A 16,436-nucleotide genomic window follows, 5' to 3' on the forward strand; every position below is an offset into this window, starting at 1 on the left:
GGGACGCCGCTGTTCAGCGGTCATCCGGTGAGCCGGTAGACCACCACCCCGTCATCCCGGTGGGCGACCGACCACCCGGGCGCGGCGTCGAGCGCCTGGGCGAGCCGATCCACCGCGCCGTCGGGCAGGTGCCCGAAATAGGCGACCTGTCGGCGCATCCCGTCGCTGACCACCAGGTAGGTCTCGGTCCCGGCGAAGCCGCGCAGGTACTCCTCGATCTGCGGGACATGTTCCGGGCCGAGCAGGGCGTGCCGCAGGCCGGCTCCCTCGACGAGATCCGGTTCGCCGACGGCGACGCTCCGGTTGAACTCACCGTAGTCGGCGCTGAGCCGACCCGGAAAGTTCGAGGAGACGGTGGCGATCGTCGAACCGGGGGCGGCGGTGGCGTAGAGATGACGCGCGGCACGCACCTCGGCCGTGCTCTGCCGGTCGACCATGAGCTGACCGTGCCGGCCCTGCATGGTGGCGAGCGCGGCGACCCCGAGCACGGCGGCCAGGACCGCCGCCGCAGCGACCGGTACCCGGCCTGTACGGGCCGACCCGGGTCGGCCCGCGTGGTCGCGCGGTGCCAGCAGCGCGGCGGCGATCAGGTACGCGCACCACGGCGCGGAGAAGAGGAAGACCCGGTAGATCGCCTCACCGCCGTAGTTCTGTGCGGCGAGCAGCAGGAACGGGGCTGCGGCCAGCACCGCTGGCACGGTCACCGGGTGGGATCGGCGCCATCCGTACCATGCTGCCAGCGCGGCCCCCGTCCAGACGGCGAGAGCGAGCACCCGCACCACGATCGCCGAGAACGCCTGCCCGTCCGAGCCCCAGCCGTCGGCGTTGCCGGAGGCGTTGGCGAAGAGGTTGAGGCCGTCGAAGATGGAGAAGGAGCCGCTGACCATGCCGTACCTCGGTGCGAGGTAGGCCAGCAGCATCGCGGCCAGCGGCAGCGGCAGCCACCCCGGCCGGACCTGGCGGAGCAGCACCAGCGCGGTGATCTGCGCCAGCAGCAGGTACGGCGAGAGTTGGTGCCCGGCGGTGAGCACGGCGAAGACGCCGAGGAGGCCGGCGATCGCCGTCACCCGGACCCGCCCACCGGCGGTCGCCGTGCCGGGACGCTCTCCGGGGGCCGCTGCCGGCCGGTCGGGGGCCGGGCGGCGCAGCCAGCGGAGCACCACCAGCAGGGCACCGAGGCTGAGCAGGAACGCCAACGCCTGAGGGGAGAGGTAGTCCTCCTCGATCCAGTTGATGCAGAGGAACCCGAAGACGGTCAGGTAGCCCACCCGCCGGTCGTCGTGGAGCGTGCCGGCGACGGCGAGAAGCACCAACGCGCCCGCGAGGTTGAAGAAGACCGCCGACCAGTCGGCCAGCGCGGCCACGCCGACCCCGGAGACGTCGGCGAGCTGGGCGGTGGCCGCGAAGAGGGCAGGCCACTGCTGGTAGATGTCGCCCGACGCGCCGACACCCCCGCTGGTCTGGATGAACTCGACAACGCCGAGGTGCTTGAACGTCCAGGCGTACTGGGGCTGGTCGAGCAGGAGCGGCGTGGTGCCGTGTAACAGCAGCACGAGCAGCACCAGGTACCCGGGGAGGGAACGGGAGGGCACACGCCGCCCGGGACCGAGGAGCCCGACGGCGAACCCGGCGACGCAGAGCGCCAGCGCGCCGAAGAAGGCCGGATGGACCGTCGCCAGAAGACCGTACTGCCCGACCCGCGTCACGTCCGTACCGGCGAGCGCCACCAGCCAGAGGGCGACAGCGGCGGCGAGCACGGCGGGGTGCGTCGCGGCCCGGACGCCCGGGGCGGTGGCCAGCCGGAAGCCGGCGCGCCGGGGCCGGGCGGGGCGTCGCCCGGCCCGGACGAGCCCGACCAGCGAGACGATCCCCACCACGGCGGCCCCCGCCAGGGCCAGCGCCGACGGGTACCACCGACCGGTCCAGGCGGCCAGGGTCGCGGTCGCCGTCCAGCCGCAGACGCTCACCAGCAGCGCCAGCGCCCAGCCGGCCAGCGGCTGGCGGACCCGGCGCAGACCGACGAGCGCGGCCCCCGGCCCGAGGCAGGCGAGGCCGAGCGCGGCCAGCGCGCGCAGCGGCTGACCGGCCACCATCCCCACCGGTACGGCGAGCGCGACCAGAAGTCCCGTCCAGGACAGCGCCCGCTGGTGGCGGAGCGGACCGGCATCCGTGCGTGGTGCGGCCGACGCCGCCCGGCGCAGGATCGGCGGGCTCGGGGTGGCGAGGCGGCTCATGGGGAACCTCCCAGGGGTGCGGCGACCGTCTCCGGCCGTACGGCCCAGGCCGGACGGTGCTGCGGTGCCACCACCGCTCGCAGGCGTCGCCGCAGACCCGGCAACAGCACCAGGGCGGTCGCCGCCTGGGCCAGCAGCAGCGCCACCGCGGGTGCGACGATGCCGAGCCGGGGCAGGCCGTACCAGCCGCCGCCGAGGAAGAGCAGGGCGGCGGTGGACTGGACGAGCACCATGCGCCACATCCGCTTCTCCATGATCGCGAAGGCGGCGTAGAGCAGGATCACCCCGGTGAACGGCAGCGAGAGACCGATCAGCCGCAGGGCGTCCGCCCCGTGCGCCGCGTACTGCCCACCCAGCGGCGCGAGGAGCGCTCCGGCGGCACCGCCGAGCGTCACGGCTCCCGCGCCGACGACCAGTCCGACCAGGACGAGCGCCCGCCGGACGTGGACCCGGGCCTCGGCGCCGTCGCTCGACGCGGCCACCACGAACGAGATGACCACGTTCCACAGCAGGGTGGTCCCGGCCACCCCGATCGTCCACGGCACGTAGAAGTAGGCACTGGCGGTGGCGCCGAGCGCGTGGGCGACCAGCACCGGCGGCAGGAACGCCACAGCGTTGTTGACCAGACCGGTGACGTACTCCGCCGAGGCGAAGCTGGTCATCCCGTGGCGGGCCCGGCCCGGCAGCGGAACCGTCCCCACCCGGGGGGTCAACCGGGCCAGGATCCACCAGTTCGTCACCAGCATGGTGACGAGCATCGGCAGCACCCAGGCCAGCAGCACCCCGTCACCGGCGACCACCCCGGCCAGCAGGGGCAGCAGCGCCAGTTTCGCGCCGGAGGCGACGATGTTCTTGGCCGGCACCAGGCCGGGACGGCGTAGCGCGGCCAGCACCCCGTCCTGGATGAAGAAGATCGCCGAGGCGAGCACCGCTACCACGAAGACCAGCCGGTGGACCGGCCGGTCGCCGATCAGACCGCTGCCCAGGCCGAGCGCCAGGAAACCGACCGCGAGCGCGAGGGACATCGCCGCCGACGCGCCGTACCCGACCAGGACCAGGCGTCGGGTGCGGGCGCCGGCGCCCGGCAGGAAGCGGGCGTAGAGGCTGGTCAGGTTGAGCTGGGCGAGACCGGCGAGCAGCGACATCGAGGCGACCACGCCGGAGGCCCGGCCCACCGCCTCGGTGGGGAACCAGCGCGCCGCCACCACCCAGAACAGGAAGCCCAGCGCCGCGCTGGCCACCGTGGAGGACATCAGCGCGACCGCCGTGCGGACCAGCAACGGCCGCCGCCCGGACGGCACCACCCCAGGGACGGCGCCGCCACGGGCGACCCCGGCACCACCCGACGGCTCGGCGACCTCCGGCGGGCACGCGGGCGGCCCGGTGCCGGTGGTCGGCGGGAGAACGTTCATCGGGGAGGACCTTCCGGTGCCGTCGAGGAGGTCGGGCGCCAGCGGCGATCGCGCCACCGGGCGCGCAGGTAGGCCAGCGGGCCGCGGATCATGCCCCGCCGGTTGGCACCGAGCAGTTCGCGCGGGAACCCGGCACCGATCCCGGCCAGTCGCGGGCCGTCCGCGCGACGCAGGTCACGCAGGGCGGTCGGCGCCAGCCGCGCCAGCGGCAGCAGCGTCCCCGGCCGGGCGAGCACGAGGCTGGTGTACGCGGCGGTCAGCCCGGTGCCATAGCCGACCATCTGCTGGCGCAACCCGGCCAGGTCACGCCGGTGGTAGTGCCGGACCAGGGCAGCCGGGTGGTACACGACCGTGCCGCCGGTCAGGAGCACCTGGGTCAGCGCCAGGGTGTCCTCCGACCCCATCGCCACCGTGCCCGCGCCGAGAGCGGGGTCGAACCCGCCGATCCGTTCCACGGCACCGGGCCGGAAGGTCATGTTCCCGCCGGTGCCGAACGGTGGCAGCGGATAGAGCGGGCTCTGGAGGTGCGCGGTGGCCGGGGAGAAGACCTGGGGTGTGAACCCCCGCCCCTTGCTGTGCCCGCCGAACTCCTCGAACCACAGCTGGGCGTCGGTCTCCAGCTCGGCCGGGACGATGGCACCGGAGACGACGTCCGCCTCGGGGTGTGCGAGCAGCGCCCGGCCCAGCTCGGCGAGCCAGTACGGGTCGGCCGTCTCGTCGTCGTCGATCCAGGCGAGGATCTCGCCGGGCGCGACGGCGACCGCGCGGTTGCGGGCGTGCGACAGTCCCGGTCGCGGTTCGACGACGTACCGCACCGGCCCACGACGGGCGGTCTCGGCGACCACATCCCGGGTGGCCGTGCTGCTCGGGGCGTTGTCCACCACGAGGACCTGGAACCGGGGATAGTCCTGGCGGAGGAGGCTGTCCAGGCAGCGGGCCAACCCGCGCGGACGTTCCCGGGTGCAGACGACCACGGTGATGTGCGGTGCGTCCCGCAGCACCTCGGCGCGTTCGGCCAGGTACGCGGAGCCGTCGGTGGGCACCGGCCCACCCCACCGGGCGCCGATCTCGCGCCCGAGGTCGGCCCCGGTCAGCCCGGCCTCGGGTACCGCGAGCAGGAGCGAGCCGATCGGCTCGGTGTGCCGTCGGACCAGCAGCCAGGCCCGTTCGACACGCCGACCGTCCGGGCCGTACGCCGGGATCGCCGGCAGCGGCTCGGTCAGCTCGACATCGCGTACCAGGGCCGGCAGCCGGCCCGTGTCGGCGACCGGCGTCGAGACTGGCGTGTTCATCGGTCAGCTCCAATCCGGTCTGGATCCACCGGTGCCGGCGGCACCGGCGGGGCACCGGCCGGCGAGGCCAGTTCCACCAGGGCGCCGACGCCGGCGGCGGTCGCACCGAGCAGGACCGCCCCGGCCCGGAGAGCGGGCTGGGCACCCCGTCCGCCCAGCGACCCGGCGAGACCCCGCAGTACCGCCCGGGGCAGTGTCCGGAGCAGATAGCCGCGCTCGGCATCGAGGCTGGGTCCGGAGTGGTCGCGGCCACCGAAGGCACCGCCGTCGAGCAACCGAGCCATCGCGACCTTGCCCCGGCCCTCGGCCACGCAGCGGTGCAGGAAGGCACGCAGCGTGGCCCGCTCGGCCGGCACCGGGTGGACGACGACGGCGTCCGACACGTGCACCCAGTGGCCGCCCGCGTGCCGGGTCAGTCGCAGGCAGAGCTCCGTGTCCTCCGGCCGGGCACGGTCTCCCACCTTGCCGAAGTCGGTACGGAAACCCTGGACGGCCTCGAAGGCGTCGCGGCGCACGGCCATGCTGGCGGACCAGACATTGCGCACCCGCACCGTGCCGGTCGAGGGACCGGTACGGGAGACGCCGACCGTCCAGAGGAACTCGTCGGGCAACCAGGTCGGCCGGAGGGTCTCCCAGTCCGGCGCGATGCCCCCGCCGGTGCCGACCACGGCCGGGTCGGCGAGCGGCTCGCACAGTCCGGCCAGCCAGCCGGGCTGCGCGATCACGTCGTCGTCGAGGAAGACCACCACGGGGGTGACGGCATGACGGGCCCCGGTGTTCCGGTTACCGGAGACACCGCGCGGCAGGCGGTTCTCCAGCACCGTCACGTCGGGCAACTCCCGACGGACCAGTCGGTGCAGGTGCGGGTTGTGGTCGACCACCACGATGATCTCCGCAGGCGGCGGGCTCTGCTCCCGGACGGCCTGCACCACCCGGACCAGCCGGGGAAGGCGGTGTTCGCTGTGGGTGGGGATGACCACGCTGACCGGGGACTGCGCGCGGGGCATCTCAGCGCACCTCCTCGGTCCAGGTGTCCTGGCCGCCGTGGTCGCGCTGGCCGAGGGGGGCGGTACCGGCGTGGTGCAGGGTCGCTGCCACGGGCGTCGGGGCGGGCCGGGGGAGGGACACGCGGACTTGTCCCGTGGCGGGTGCGGCGGGACCTGAGGCGGCGTGCGCGGCATGGTTGGCGAGGCCGGAGTCCTGGTGGCGTCCGCGCCGGGCGCGGCGGAACTCGCTGAGGATCGTGCGGAGCACGCGGGAGCCGTCGCGGAACGTGTGGAGGTTACTCTCGCCATGGATCCGCAGGTACTCGATGCTCGGCACCTCACGTACCTGGTAGCCGGCGGCGGCCATCCGGATGTTGATCAGGGTCTCGATCTCGAACCCGTCGCCCCAGAGCTTGCCTTTGGGCGGTGGCGTCGACGCCGGGTGGGGCAGCTCCATGGCCGGGACCAGATCCCGCCAGAAGGCGTTGTAGCCGTAGCAGAGGTCGGTGAAGCGGGTGCCGAAGAGGGCGTTGACGATGCCGTTCAGCGCACGGTTTCCCCAGCGGCGCAGCGGGGTGATGTCGTCGCTTCCGCCGCCGTACCGGAAGCGGGTTCCCTTGGCGAAATCGGCGCCGGACACCAGGGCCTCGACGAAGCTGGGGATCTCCTGCGGGTCGGTCGAACCATCCGCGTCGATCATGACCACGATGTCGCCGGTGGCCGCAGCGAAGCCGCAGGCGAGCGCGTTGCCCTTGCCGGTACGGGTCTGCTCGATCACCCGCACGGTGGGCCAGAGCTCGCGGGCCACGTCGGCGGTGCCGTCGACCGAGCCGCCGTCGACCAGGATCACCTCGGCGACGCCGTGGGGCAGACGCGCGAAGACGTGCGGCAGGTTCCGGGCCTCGTTGCGGGCCGGGATCACCACGGACAGCGAGGGATACCGGTCGTACGAGGGCATGGGGTGACGGTCAGGGGCGAACGTGGACATCGCAACAGGTCCCTTCCGGCAGGTCAGCCGTCTGTCGGTGGGCGGAGGACCGCGTCGTCCGGGCCCGTGGTCGTCACGGCTCTTCAACGGCCAGCCACGGTGGATATTTCGCTTATGTCCGGCAAACCGACGGCCGTGAATGCCCTGTGTCCCGTCCGTCACGTGCGCACCACAAATACGCCCGAAACCTCACATAATCTCCACGGTGAGGAAACTCACTACGGCCGAATGCCGGGGACGCGGCGAAGGCCGCCTGCTACCCAGAACTGCCGGAGCCAACGCACGCACTCACCACGGCGCCGTGTCGACAATCCCGGGTCAGGATCGCCGGCACGGCGCCGTCGTGAGTGCGGACGAGCCCGGCCGAGCGCAGCTGGTCCCGGACGGGCTCACGGAGGTCCTCCCGCTACTGACCGCAGGCTTTCGCGGTCCAGTCGAGCGAGCCGAGGGAGCAACCCTTGATGTCCGTGCCGACTCCGTCCGTCTTCGCGGCGTCGAAGTGCACGGAGGCCGAACGGGCGGCGGTGATCCCGAGCAGCGGCCGACCGTCGGGGTGCGCGTCACGGTAGCCCGTGCTGAGGCTGATGAAGGCTCCCCAACCGCTCGCCCGCAGTACCTTCGAGGTGATCGGTCATCTCCTCGTTGAGCGCGGTCTCCAGGACCGTCTTGGTCAACTGCTTGAGCAGCCCGTCCGGGCCGGTCAACGACAGCCCTTGTTCCTTCGCGGCCCGGACCAGCTCAGCAGCGGCTTTCGCCTCCGCCGACGGCTCGGGCCGCTTCTTACGTCCGGTCTGGTCGTTCAGTGTCGCGGTCATCACGGCACCCTCCTCACCAGGCACAACGCCCGGCAGGTCAGGCCGGAAACACCTTTAGATCCACAGGCCCTAGCTCAGAGGCTGAGTTTCCCGGGTGCTCGGTGATGTCGGAGACCCCCAACTGCCTGGGCGCGGCGCATCGACAGTGGATTGTCGATGGCGTCGGTGCCGGAGGAGTCGGCGTGGCCTGCCACCGTCACCACTGCGGCGGGGGAGGCGTCGATGAGCTTCGCCGTACGGGCCATGACCGACCTGGCTACGGAGGTGAGGGTGGCCTTGTCCACCGCGAACAGCACATCGGCGGAGAGGTTGACCTGCAGGTCCCTGCCGTCGTCGACGCGGTCGACACCTACGGCCGGTCGCCCTGGACTGAAGGAGGGTTTCCGGCGCGGAGGCTCGCCATGTTCGCGATCGTCCCGTTGTCGAACCAGAGGATCTCGGTGTAGATGCCGGTCAGCGGGCGGGAGTCGAAGTAGGCGAAGCGGCTGCCGCCGGTCGAGAAGTCGCCAGCCTGTTCGACCGGGCCGAAAACGGCGGCCAGATCGGCGGCTGCGGCGTCGAAGTCGTACACCTGGAAACCGAGGTGGTGGAAGCCACCGGCCGGTCGTTCGTCGAGGAACTCGGTGTAGAGGTTGGGATCCCCCTCGGGGCGGGGGCTGATGACTTCGATGTTGACGTCGCCGATGTAGCCCAGAGCCATGTCGACACGCAGGTCGATTGGCTCACCGCGCAGCGTCGTCGCCAGCAGCGGCGCGTTCTCGAGAATCCAGAACCCGGCGGGGCCGTAGACCTTCTCCAACTCGGCGCACTTGGCATGCAGGTCGGGTGCGACCACACACCACTGGAAGAAACCCTGGGCCAGTTGGTTGGTTGCCGGGCGAGCCAGGTCGAACACGGTCAGTTTCTCGATGGTCTCCGGCATCGGGGCCTCCTCGGGGACGGGGTGCTGCGAGTCATGATCGAAGCTAGGCGGGAAGCCGCCGACCGTCCGGTCTAAAGTTGCGGTCATCTGCGGCAGATGTTGAGGTGTGTCATCGAACTGGGAGAGGAATTCCGGCGGCTGACCCGCGTGCACTTCGATAGTCGCCGGGCGGGCTGGCGATCGCTGGACCTCGAACTCCTGTCGGTCGACGCCGAGGCCGAGCGGGTCGAGCTGCCGGCGATCGACGCCCAGCTGATCGACCTGCAGATCCACGGAACCCGGCTGGTCTCCAGCCGCCGCAGGAGCGGCTGGGCGACGGGCCTGCTGGGTCCCGGATCGCTGTCCACGACGGCGCCCGGCGCGACCAGCAGCCTGCGCTGGAGTTCACCGACCGGCGACGACCACGTCACCCAGATCCGGCTGCTGATCCCCGCGCCGACCATGACCCGGGTCGCAAGCGAGGCGTTCGGCGGCAGCGCCAGCCGGTTCCGCCCGCCGGACGGGCTGGCGTTCGACGACGACGTGCTGCGCGCCCTGCTGACCCGCCTGCACCGGGCCGCCCGGGCCGGGGTTTCCGAACTGTACGCGGCCACGGCCGCCGAATTCATCGCGGTCCACCTGCTGACCAACCACGGCACCGCACCCGCCCCGCCCCGGCCGGCGCGCGACGACGCCCGGGTCGCCCGCGCCGTCGATCTGCTGCATGACCGGCTCGACCGCCCGGTGACCCTGGCCGAACTGGCCGCCGAAGCCGGCCTCAGCCGATTCCACCTGCTGCGACTGTTCCGGCAGCAGACCGGCGAGACCCCGGCCCGGCTCCACCAGCGCCTTCGCCTCGATCTCGCCCGGCGACTGCTGCGCACCACCTCGCTCACCGTCGCGGCGGTCGCGCACCGATGCGGGTTCGCCGACCAGTCGCACTTCGCCAAGGCTTTCCGCCGCCAGGTGGGCGCGTCCCCCACCGGCTACCGGGCGGACGCCCGGCGGCCGAGTGACCGATGATCGGTTCCACGAAGGCAGGAAGGTGACCTGAGCGAACAGGTCGACACACCGTGTTGTGGCGATCACCAGCAGGGTAGTTTCGAAGTCGGGGGTCGCACCGCACGTGAAAATCGACGACAGCATCCGGACGCCCGATCTCGTGACGATTCGGCGATCCGACGACCTGGCCCAGACCACAGCCGGGCGGCCGGGTCGCCAAGCCCTGCTGTTCAGGTAATGGTGAGGGTGATGCTGTGCCAGCCTGTGGCGCCGTCGGGGTATGGCGTCCTGCGTTGTTCCGGCTGGGTGGTGCCGGTGCTGTCGGATGCGCGGACGCGGATGGTGTGGCTGCCGGGTGTGGCGTTCCAGCGGTGCGCCCACTGCCGCCACAGATCTGGTGACGGTCCCGCGGCGAGGCGTGCGGTCTGCCACGGTCCGTCGTCGATCTGCACCTGCACGGCGGTGATACCGCGACGTTGGGCCCAGGCGACCCCGGCGATCATGACTGGTCCGGCGGGGCGTCGGGTGAAGGGTTTGGGGGTGTCGATGCGGGATGCGGTCTTGACCGGTGCGTCGGGTGCCCAGCCGCGTTCGACCCAGTAGGTGTCGAAGGCGTCGAACGTGGTGACGGTCATCGCGGTGAGCCATTTGCAGGCGCCGACGTAGCCGTAGAGGCCGGGGACGAGCATGCGTACCGGGAATCCGTTGTCCAGGGGGAGAGGTTCGCCGTTCATGGCGACGGCGAGCATGGCGTCGCGGCCGTCGAGGATCGCCGCGAGTGGGGTACCGATGGTCATACCGTCGACGGCCCGGCTGACGAGTTGGTTCTGGCCGGGTCGGATGCCGGCCTCCCGGAGCAGGGGAGCCAGTGGCACCCCGCTCCAGCGGGCGGTGCCGATGTAGGGGCCACCGACTTCGTTGGACACGCAGTTGAGGGTCAGGTCGCGTTCCATCAGGCCCCGGGCCAGTAGCTCGTCGAAACGCCACGTTCGGGGTCGGTCGACGGCGCCCTCCAGGGTCAACCGCCAGCGGTCGACGTCGACCTGCGGGACGGTGAGGGCCGTGTCGACGCGGTAGAAGTCCCGGTTCGCCGTGATGAACGGTGCCACGCCGTCCACTCCGGCGGACGTGTCGGCGGGCAGCGTCGCCGCGGGTTGGATCGGGGCGGGAAGGACGACGGTGGCGCGGGAGCGGCTGCCTGCGGCGTTGCGGGCGGCGAGCGCCGTCCCGGCGGTGGCCGCACCGGCCGCGGTCGCGGTGGTGCCGGCGGCGGTGACGAGGAACTGACGGCGGTTGAGTAGTCGGGGCCGTCTTCCAGCGGTGCCGGGAGAGTTGGTCGTGGCGGTGCGGAGCAGCAACAGCATCGCGGCGGCGCCGACGGCCGCGCCGCCGAGTGTCGGCAGGGTGTCCAGTGCGGTGGCGGTGGGGCGGGTGAGGGTCGCGGCGACGCCGATGCCGGTGAACGCGGCCAGTCCGAGTAGGCCGTAGCGGCGCCTCTGGAACGCCGCCACCCCGATCGCCGCCGCCGCGGCGGTCAGCACGGCGTAGACACCGGTCAGAAGGACGAGCTTGTCGGCAGTGCCGAAGGTGCGGATCGCCCACGCCTTCACGGGTTGGGGGGCGGCGTCGATGGCGGTGGCGCCGACGGCCAGCACCGGATCGGAGGCCGGGCCGAGGAACGCGGCGACCAGCCGGGCGACGCCCAGTGCGATGGCGGCGCTCAGCACGCCGACCAGGACGGCGCGTGGACGCCACCGGTGGGGTCTGGGGTGTGGCCCCGACCGGCGGTCTGCCGGCCGGGGCGCGGTCGGTGTGGACATCGTCAGCTCGTGGGCATCAGGACGGTGTCGACGATGTACACGGTGGCGTTGGCGGTGGAGACGTTGCCGCAGACCACCATCGAGGTGTCGTTGACGGTGAACGAGGTGCCGCTGCCGGTCACCGTGAGCTCGTCACCCTGCAGGGTCTCGTGTGTGCCGGCGATGGTGTCCGGGGACAGTTGGCCGTCCACCACGTGGTACGTCAGCACGTCCTTCAGGGTGGCGTCGTCGGCGAGGACCTTGTCCAGGTCCGCCTTGGGGATCTTGCCGAACGCGTCGTTGGTCGGTGCGAACACCGTGATGCCCTGCGCGCTGTTGAGCGAGTCGACCAGGTTGGCCTTGTCCACGGCGGTCACCAGCGTCGACAGCAGAGGGTTGCCCGAGGCGGCGGTCGCGACCGGCACCTTGGCCATGGCCTCGAAGCTGCCCGGGTCCGCCGTGTCGGTGGGCACGGCGGCGCAGCCGGGACCGAACTGGGCCGCCGCCGATGGCGACGCCATGGGGGCACTGGCCGACATGCTCGGGGCGGTGCCGGTGTCAGCGGTGTCGGTACTGCTGTCGCCGTTACCGCAAGCGGACAGGGCAAGAACGGCGATCGCGCCGGCGGCGACGAACGTACGCCGAGACATGTGAGCTCCTTGCATCCGGGGTTGGTGGTGCGTTCACCGGTGTTTCGGAGCCTGAGGCCGGGCGGATGGCCGCCGAACGCGAATTTCTTCGTGCCGACCCGTTCACGGTGTCTCAGACCAGTGCCGCCCCGATCACCGCAGTGCCACCAGGACGACGACGTCAGTCGGTGCCGGCGAACCGGACGCGGGCTCGTTGGACACGCCGAACGCCGCGACGTCGGTCAGCGGGCCGACGAGGGTGGTCGTGGCCGTGTTTCCGGCGGGGAGCAGGCCGACCGCACGCGGTGCTCCGGCCGACGGGATCAGCCACAGTTGATAGGCCCGGCCGACACCTGGATCGGGTAGTTCCCGCAGCACGGCGACTGCCTGGTCTCGCTGCGCGGACGACACCACGGTGGCGCTGCCGCCGCCGTCGACGGCCTCCTGGTGGACACGCGCGTCGCCGGCAGCGACCACTTCGGCGATCTGGCGGATGCGATCGTCGACCGGCTGCTCCTGCCGATCGCGGTCGTCGACGACCGCCCACGTGACGACGCTCGCGCCGGTTGCTGCGACGGCGGCGATCGAGGCGGCGGCGACCCACTGCCGCCATCGCGGCGTCGAGGCGGTGCGGCGGCTCTCGGCGGTGGTGAGGCGTTCCTGGGGAGTTCGGGCCGCCTGCGCCAGGGTCCGCTCTCGGAGTCCTGCGGGCAGTGCCGTGTCGTCGGGTGTGTCGTCGGCGAGGCGGGCGGCGGTCTCCCGTAGTTCGGCCACTTCCAGGCGGCAGGTGTCGCATGCGGTGAGGTGCCGCTCGAACCCGGCTCGTTCCACCTCGTCGACGGCATCGAGGGCGTACGCGCCGGCGAGGGTGTGGATGTCGCTGTTCATGCCCGCTCTCCCATCGTGACGCCGAGGCAGTCGCGCATCCGGATCAGTCCGTCCCGCATGCGTGTCTTCACCGTGGGTAGTGGCGTGTCCAGCCGTTCGGCGACCTCCCGGTAGGTGTAGCCGCCGTAGTAGGCCAGCGTCACCGCCTCGCGCTGCAGGTCGGTCAACCGCCCCAGGCAGCGGCGGACCTGCTCCCGATCCAGCCGGGCGCTGACCGCCTCGGCCACCTGGTCGTGCGGCACCTCCACGTCCGTCGCCGCGACACGTTGCGTCCGGTCGGCCAGCGCCTGCTCCGAACGGACCCGGTCCACCGCACGCCGGTGCGCCAGCGTCAGCACCCAGGCGAGACCGGAACCACGATCGGCGTCGAAACGGGCCGCGGTACGCCACACCTGCACCATGACCTCCTGCGCGACCTCCTCGGCGAGCTGCGGGTCACGCAACACCCGCCGGGCCAGGCCGAGAACCTTGCCGGTGACGGCGTCGAACAAGCCGGCGAATGCCTCCTCGTCGCCACGACCCACCCGCTGCAACAGCTCCTCCACGCTCGGTGGTGGTGGCGGAGTCACGTGCAGCGGTCGCCATCGACGAGCCCGCCCTTGGTCGGATTCCGCCATCTTCTGTCCCCTCTCCGTGCACGCATACCGCTCCCGTTCGGTTCGACGCGGGATGCCCGGTCGGATGGGTCGCCACCACCTGCCGCACCGCCGGTCGCGGCAGGGTCACTATCCGCCACATCTTTCCTGATGGAGTCGACGTGACCTCGACACCCATCCGGCCAGCCGTCGGCTACGAAGACCTCTCGTGATGGAGGATGCGCAGCTTATCGGGCGGTATCGGCTGATCCGATGCATCAGCCAAGGTGTCGCGGGCCGGTTGTGGCTGGCACGGGACGAGTTGTTGGACCGCGACGTCGCGGTCAAACAGGTGCTGTTCCGTGTCGGTCTGACCGAGGGGGAGGGTGCGGAGCTGCGGGAGCGGACCCTGCGGGAGGCGCAGGCGGCGGCCCAGTTGGTGCACCCGAACGTGGTGTGGGTCTACGACGTCATCACGGTCGAGGACCAGCCGTGGATCGTGATGCAGCACGTTCCCTCGCGATCCCTGCATCGGGTGCTCACCGACGACGGGCCACTGCCGGTCGACGCGGTGGCGCGGATCGGGATCGAGTTGGTGGGGGCGCTGGGCGCCGCGCATCGAGCGGGGGTGCTGCACCGCGACGTCACCCCCCGCACCGTGCTCATCGCCACCGACGGGCGGGCCCTGCTGGGAGGCTTCGGGTCCGCGGTGATCGAGGGCGTGGCGGCGGTCAGCCAGTCGTGGGGCATCACCACCTCACCGCAGTACGTGGCCCCGGAGCGGGTCCGCGACGGCGTCTCCTCGCCGGGGGCGGACCTGTGGGCGCTCGGTGCGACCCTGTACGCCGCCGTGGAGGGCCGTCCGCCCTACAGCCGACCCGGGCTGGTGCAGACGTTGATGGCGCTGGCCACCGACCCGCCGGACCGGATGCAGCGCGCCGGCCCGCTCGCACGGATCATCGAGGGACTGCTCGAACGGGACGTACGCCAGCGGATGGGTGCCGCCGAGGTGACCCGCAGGTTGCGGAAGATCACCGGGCCGGTGCTGGCGTCGTCGTACCTGCACGAGCGACGCGTCGCACCCGCCGATGACCCCAGCCCTCAGCCGGGACTGCCGGACGCCGCCCACGACACGACCCGCGCACTGCCCACCACGTGGCCGGACGCCCGCACCCGGGTGCTTCCCGCCACCAGGTCCGGCGACACGACGCAGGTGCTACCCGACAGCGGCACTCCGGCCGACCGGAACACACCGACGGCGCGGCTGCGGGCACTCGCCACGGCCGACGGCCGGACGGGCCTGCGCAGCGCGCTGACCCTCGTGGTCGCGGTCGCCGCCCTGGCAGCGGGTGGCGGCCTGGCCGTGGTCGGCGCGCAGCGCACCCTCGACGGCCTTCACAGTGCCGTCACCGGAACCGGCGGCGGCACACCCGCCGACGACGGCGGGCAGGCCCCGGTCGGCGCCACGGCGAGCACGATACCCGCGGCACCGTGTCTGGCCCCAGCTCAGGAACCACCTCGCATGGTGTCCGAGGATGCGTCCGCACGCGGCGACCGTGCCGTGCCGCCGGACTGGTCGTGGCACGCCGACGATGAGGGCTTCGGCATCGCGGTACCCCCGGGGTGGCTCCGCTTCACCGATGGTGACGTCGTCTGCCTCCAGGATCCACACCAGGATCGACTGCTGGCCGTGGATCTCACGGTGCAGAGACGGACGATCCCGAGCGACCACTGGAGCGCTGAGGCCGACCGCCTTACCGAGGCCGGCGCGCTGCCCGGCTACACGAGGATCAGCATCGGCCCGCTGATCCGGCCCGGCGGCGCCGCCGAGTGGGAGTACGCCTGGGACGGGCCGGACGGCGAACGGCGGCACGCCCGTCGACTGCTGGTCAACGGCACCAGCCCAGGGATGGCGTACGCACTGACCTGGGTGACCCCAGACGCCACCTGGACCGACAGCGAATCCGTCTACCGCGTCCTGTCCGGCAGCTTCCGTCGCAGCGCGTGAGCGATCTGTGCGTGCCGGACCCATCCGGCTCGTCCGCCGCACCGAACACCCGACGACGACACCCGGGCGCCGCAGCCGGGTCCACCTGATAGGAGAGACCTTTCGTGAGACTGACCCGTAGCCTGCTCGCCCTGCCCGCAGTGGCGCTGGTCCTCGCCTTCCCCGGGACGGCGTATGCCGACGAGAGCGTCCAGGTCAAGCTGCTGGACCTCAACGAGACCGGCGCCACCGGCACCGCCACGCTGACCGCCACCAGCGGCGGCGACCTGAAGGTGCAGATCAGATCGCAGGGCATGACACCGAACTCGCCGCACGCGCAGCACATCCACGGCGCGGCCAACGGCATGGACTTCCACTGCCCCGACAAGTCCGCCGACGCCGACGGCAACGGATACGTCAGCACCGAGGAGGGCCTGAAGATGTACGGCGACATCTTCATCTCCCTCACCACCACCGGAGACACGACCAAGGCCAGCGGCCTGGCCGTGGACCGCATGCCCACCGCCGACGCCGACGGCAACCTGACCTACGAACGCACCATCCCGGCGGCGGAACTGCCCGCCGGCACCATCGAGCACCTCAAGGACCTGCACATCGTGCAGCACGGCATCGACGCCAACGGCAACGGCAAGTACGACGTGGAAGCCCTCGGCGAATCGACCTTCGCCAAATCGGTCGGAGTCAACGGCATCCCGGCCGAAGCCACCGACCCGGCCACCTGCGGCATGGTCAGCGGCGCCGCCGCCGGTTCCGTCCCCGCCGGAGGTGTCGCCACCGGCGACGGCAGCACCGGCATCAGCTCCGGAGCCCTCAGCCTGTATGCGATCGGCGGTCTGGCGCTGCTCGGTGTGGCCGGCCTGGCCGTGACGCGTCGCCGCCTGGCGCGGCAGAACTGACCGGAACGCAC

At 72.1% G+C, this 16,436-nt stretch carries 14 protein-coding genes and 1 pseudogene; 3 read left to right on the forward strand and 12 right to left on the reverse strand.

Annotated elements, in window-relative coordinates; translation table 11 throughout:
* Positions 1 to 20: 20 nt before the first annotated feature.
* From ACFYTT_RS00315 to ACFYTT_RS00350, 8 genes and pseudogenes are all read right to left on the reverse strand, one after another.
* Positions 21 to 2,234, reverse strand: a complete 2,214-nt coding sequence (locus ACFYTT_RS00315) for a hypothetical protein (protein WP_387256732.1) — start codon at positions 2,232 to 2,234, stop codon at positions 21 to 23.
* Complete coding sequence (locus ACFYTT_RS00320) at positions 2,231 to 3,646, reverse strand: lipopolysaccharide biosynthesis protein (protein WP_387256734.1); 1,416 nt, start codon at positions 3,644 to 3,646, stop codon at positions 2,231 to 2,233. The genes ACFYTT_RS00315 and ACFYTT_RS00320 overlap by 4 nt, the downstream gene beginning before the upstream one ends.
* Positions 3,643 to 4,938 carry a glycosyltransferase gene (locus ACFYTT_RS00325; RefSeq protein WP_387256736.1) on the reverse strand — a complete coding sequence of 432 codons (1,296 nt, stop codon included), beginning with the start codon at positions 4,936 to 4,938 and terminating at the stop codon, positions 3,643 to 3,645. Before ACFYTT_RS00325 ends, ACFYTT_RS00320 begins: the two co-directional genes overlap by 4 nt.
* Complete coding sequence (locus ACFYTT_RS00330; protein WP_387256738.1) at positions 4,935 to 5,945, reverse strand: glycosyltransferase family 2 protein; 1,011 nt, start codon at positions 5,943 to 5,945, stop codon at positions 4,935 to 4,937. Before ACFYTT_RS00330 ends, ACFYTT_RS00325 begins: the two co-directional genes overlap by 4 nt.
* Before the next feature lies 1 nt (position 5,946).
* On the reverse strand, positions 5,947 to 6,882 hold the full coding sequence (locus tag ACFYTT_RS00335; protein WP_387256739.1) for a glycosyltransferase family 2 protein: 936 nt from the start codon (positions 6,880 to 6,882) through the stop codon (positions 5,947 to 5,949).
* 650 nt (positions 6,883 to 7,532) lie between these two features.
* Positions 7,533 to 7,727, reverse strand: a pseudogene (locus ACFYTT_RS00340) (IS256 family transposase); the annotation flags it as partial.
* A 74-nt stretch (positions 7,728 to 7,801) separates the two neighbouring features.
* Positions 7,802 to 8,023 carry an OmpA family protein gene (locus ACFYTT_RS00345; protein ID WP_176093397.1) on the reverse strand — a complete coding sequence of 74 codons (222 nt, stop codon included), beginning with the start codon at positions 8,021 to 8,023 and terminating at the stop codon, positions 7,802 to 7,804.
* Positions 8,024 to 8,076: 53 nt separating this feature from the next.
* A complete protein-coding gene (locus tag ACFYTT_RS00350) occupies positions 8,077 to 8,649 on the reverse strand; it encodes a VOC family protein (RefSeq protein WP_387256741.1) in 573 nt (190 codons plus the stop codon).
* A 147-nt stretch (positions 8,650 to 8,796) separates the two neighbouring features.
* Between ACFYTT_RS00350 and ACFYTT_RS00355 the strand changes: the two genes are divergently transcribed.
* On the forward strand, positions 8,797 to 9,651 hold the full coding sequence (locus ACFYTT_RS00355) for a helix-turn-helix domain-containing protein (protein ID WP_387256743.1): 855 nt from the start codon (positions 8,797 to 8,799) through the stop codon (positions 9,649 to 9,651).
* Between the two features lie 209 nt (positions 9,652 to 9,860).
* Here ACFYTT_RS00355 and ACFYTT_RS00360 read toward each other — a convergent pair whose 3' ends face one another.
* The 4 genes from ACFYTT_RS00360 to sigK form a co-directional block, all read right to left on the reverse strand.
* The gene (locus tag ACFYTT_RS00360) at positions 9,861 to 11,357 is read right to left on the reverse strand and encodes a molybdopterin-dependent oxidoreductase (protein WP_387256745.1); all 1,497 of its coding nucleotides are present in this window, start codon (positions 11,355 to 11,357) and stop codon (positions 9,861 to 9,863) included.
* A 95-nt stretch (positions 11,358 to 11,452) separates the two neighbouring features.
* The gene (locus ACFYTT_RS00365) at positions 11,453 to 12,079 is read right to left on the reverse strand and encodes a fasciclin domain-containing protein (RefSeq protein WP_387256747.1); all 627 of its coding nucleotides are present in this window, start codon (positions 12,077 to 12,079) and stop codon (positions 11,453 to 11,455) included.
* A gap of 132 nt (positions 12,080 to 12,211) precedes the next feature.
* Positions 12,212 to 12,946 (reverse strand): anti-sigma factor domain-containing protein, encoded by a 735-nt coding sequence (locus ACFYTT_RS00370; RefSeq protein WP_387256749.1) that lies wholly within the window; start codon positions 12,944 to 12,946, stop codon positions 12,212 to 12,214.
* Entirely contained in the window at positions 12,943 to 13,563 is a 621-nt protein-coding gene (gene sigK / locus ACFYTT_RS00375) for an ECF RNA polymerase sigma factor SigK (protein WP_357217917.1), read from the reverse strand. Before sigK ends, ACFYTT_RS00370 begins: the two co-directional genes overlap by 4 nt.
* A gap of 190 nt (positions 13,564 to 13,753) precedes the next feature.
* Here sigK and ACFYTT_RS00380 point away from each other — a divergent pair, with 190 nt between their 5' ends.
* Both ACFYTT_RS00380 and ACFYTT_RS00385 read left to right on the forward strand, forming a co-directional pair.
* On the forward strand, positions 13,754 to 15,529 hold the full coding sequence (locus ACFYTT_RS00380) for a serine/threonine-protein kinase (RefSeq protein ID WP_387256751.1): 1,776 nt from the start codon (positions 13,754 to 13,756) through the stop codon (positions 15,527 to 15,529).
* A gap of 104 nt (positions 15,530 to 15,633) precedes the next feature.
* A complete protein-coding gene (locus ACFYTT_RS00385) occupies positions 15,634 to 16,425 on the forward strand; it encodes a hypothetical protein (RefSeq protein WP_387256753.1) in 792 nt (263 codons plus the stop codon).
* Positions 16,426 to 16,436: the final 11 nt, after the last annotated feature.

This window comes from Micromonospora sp. NPDC003816, assembly GCF_042874705.1.
Lineage (GTDB): Bacteria > Actinomycetota > Actinomycetes > Mycobacteriales > Micromonosporaceae > Micromonospora.

Excerpts from the sequence above, each read along its gene's own strand:
- ACFYTT_RS00315 (WP_387256732.1), bottom strand. The coding sequence starts at position 2,234 with ATGAGCCGCCTCGCCACCCCGAGCCCGCCGATCCTGCGCCGGGCGGCG.
- ACFYTT_RS00320 (WP_387256734.1), bottom strand. The coding sequence starts at position 3,646 with ATGAACGTTCTCCCGCCGACCACCGGCACCGGGCCGCCCGCGTGCCCG.
- ACFYTT_RS00325 (WP_387256736.1), bottom strand. The coding sequence starts at position 4,938 with ATGAACACGCCAGTCTCGACGCCGGTCGCCGACACGGGCCGGCTGCCG.
- ACFYTT_RS00330 (WP_387256738.1), bottom strand. The coding sequence starts at position 5,945 with ATGCCCCGCGCGCAGTCCCCGGTCAGCGTGGTCATCCCCACCCACAGC.
- ACFYTT_RS00335 (WP_387256739.1), bottom strand. The coding sequence starts at position 6,882 with ATGCCCTCGTACGACCGGTATCCCTCGCTGTCCGTGGTGATCCCGGCC.
- ACFYTT_RS00350 (WP_387256741.1), bottom strand. The coding sequence starts at position 8,649 with ATGCCGGAGACCATCGAGAAACTGACCGTGTTCGACCTGGCTCGCCCG.
- ACFYTT_RS00365 (WP_387256747.1), bottom strand. The coding sequence starts at position 12,079 with ATGTCTCGGCGTACGTTCGTCGCCGCCGGCGCGATCGCCGTTCTTGCC.
- ACFYTT_RS00370 (WP_387256749.1), bottom strand. The coding sequence starts at position 12,946 with ATGAACAGCGACATCCACACCCTCGCCGGCGCGTACGCCCTCGATGCC.
- sigK (WP_357217917.1), bottom strand. The coding sequence starts at position 13,563 with ATGGCGGAATCCGACCAAGGGCGGGCTCGTCGATGGCGACCGCTGCAC.
- ACFYTT_RS00380 (WP_387256751.1), top strand. The coding sequence starts at position 13,754 with ATGGAGGATGCGCAGCTTATCGGGCGGTATCGGCTGATCCGATGCATC.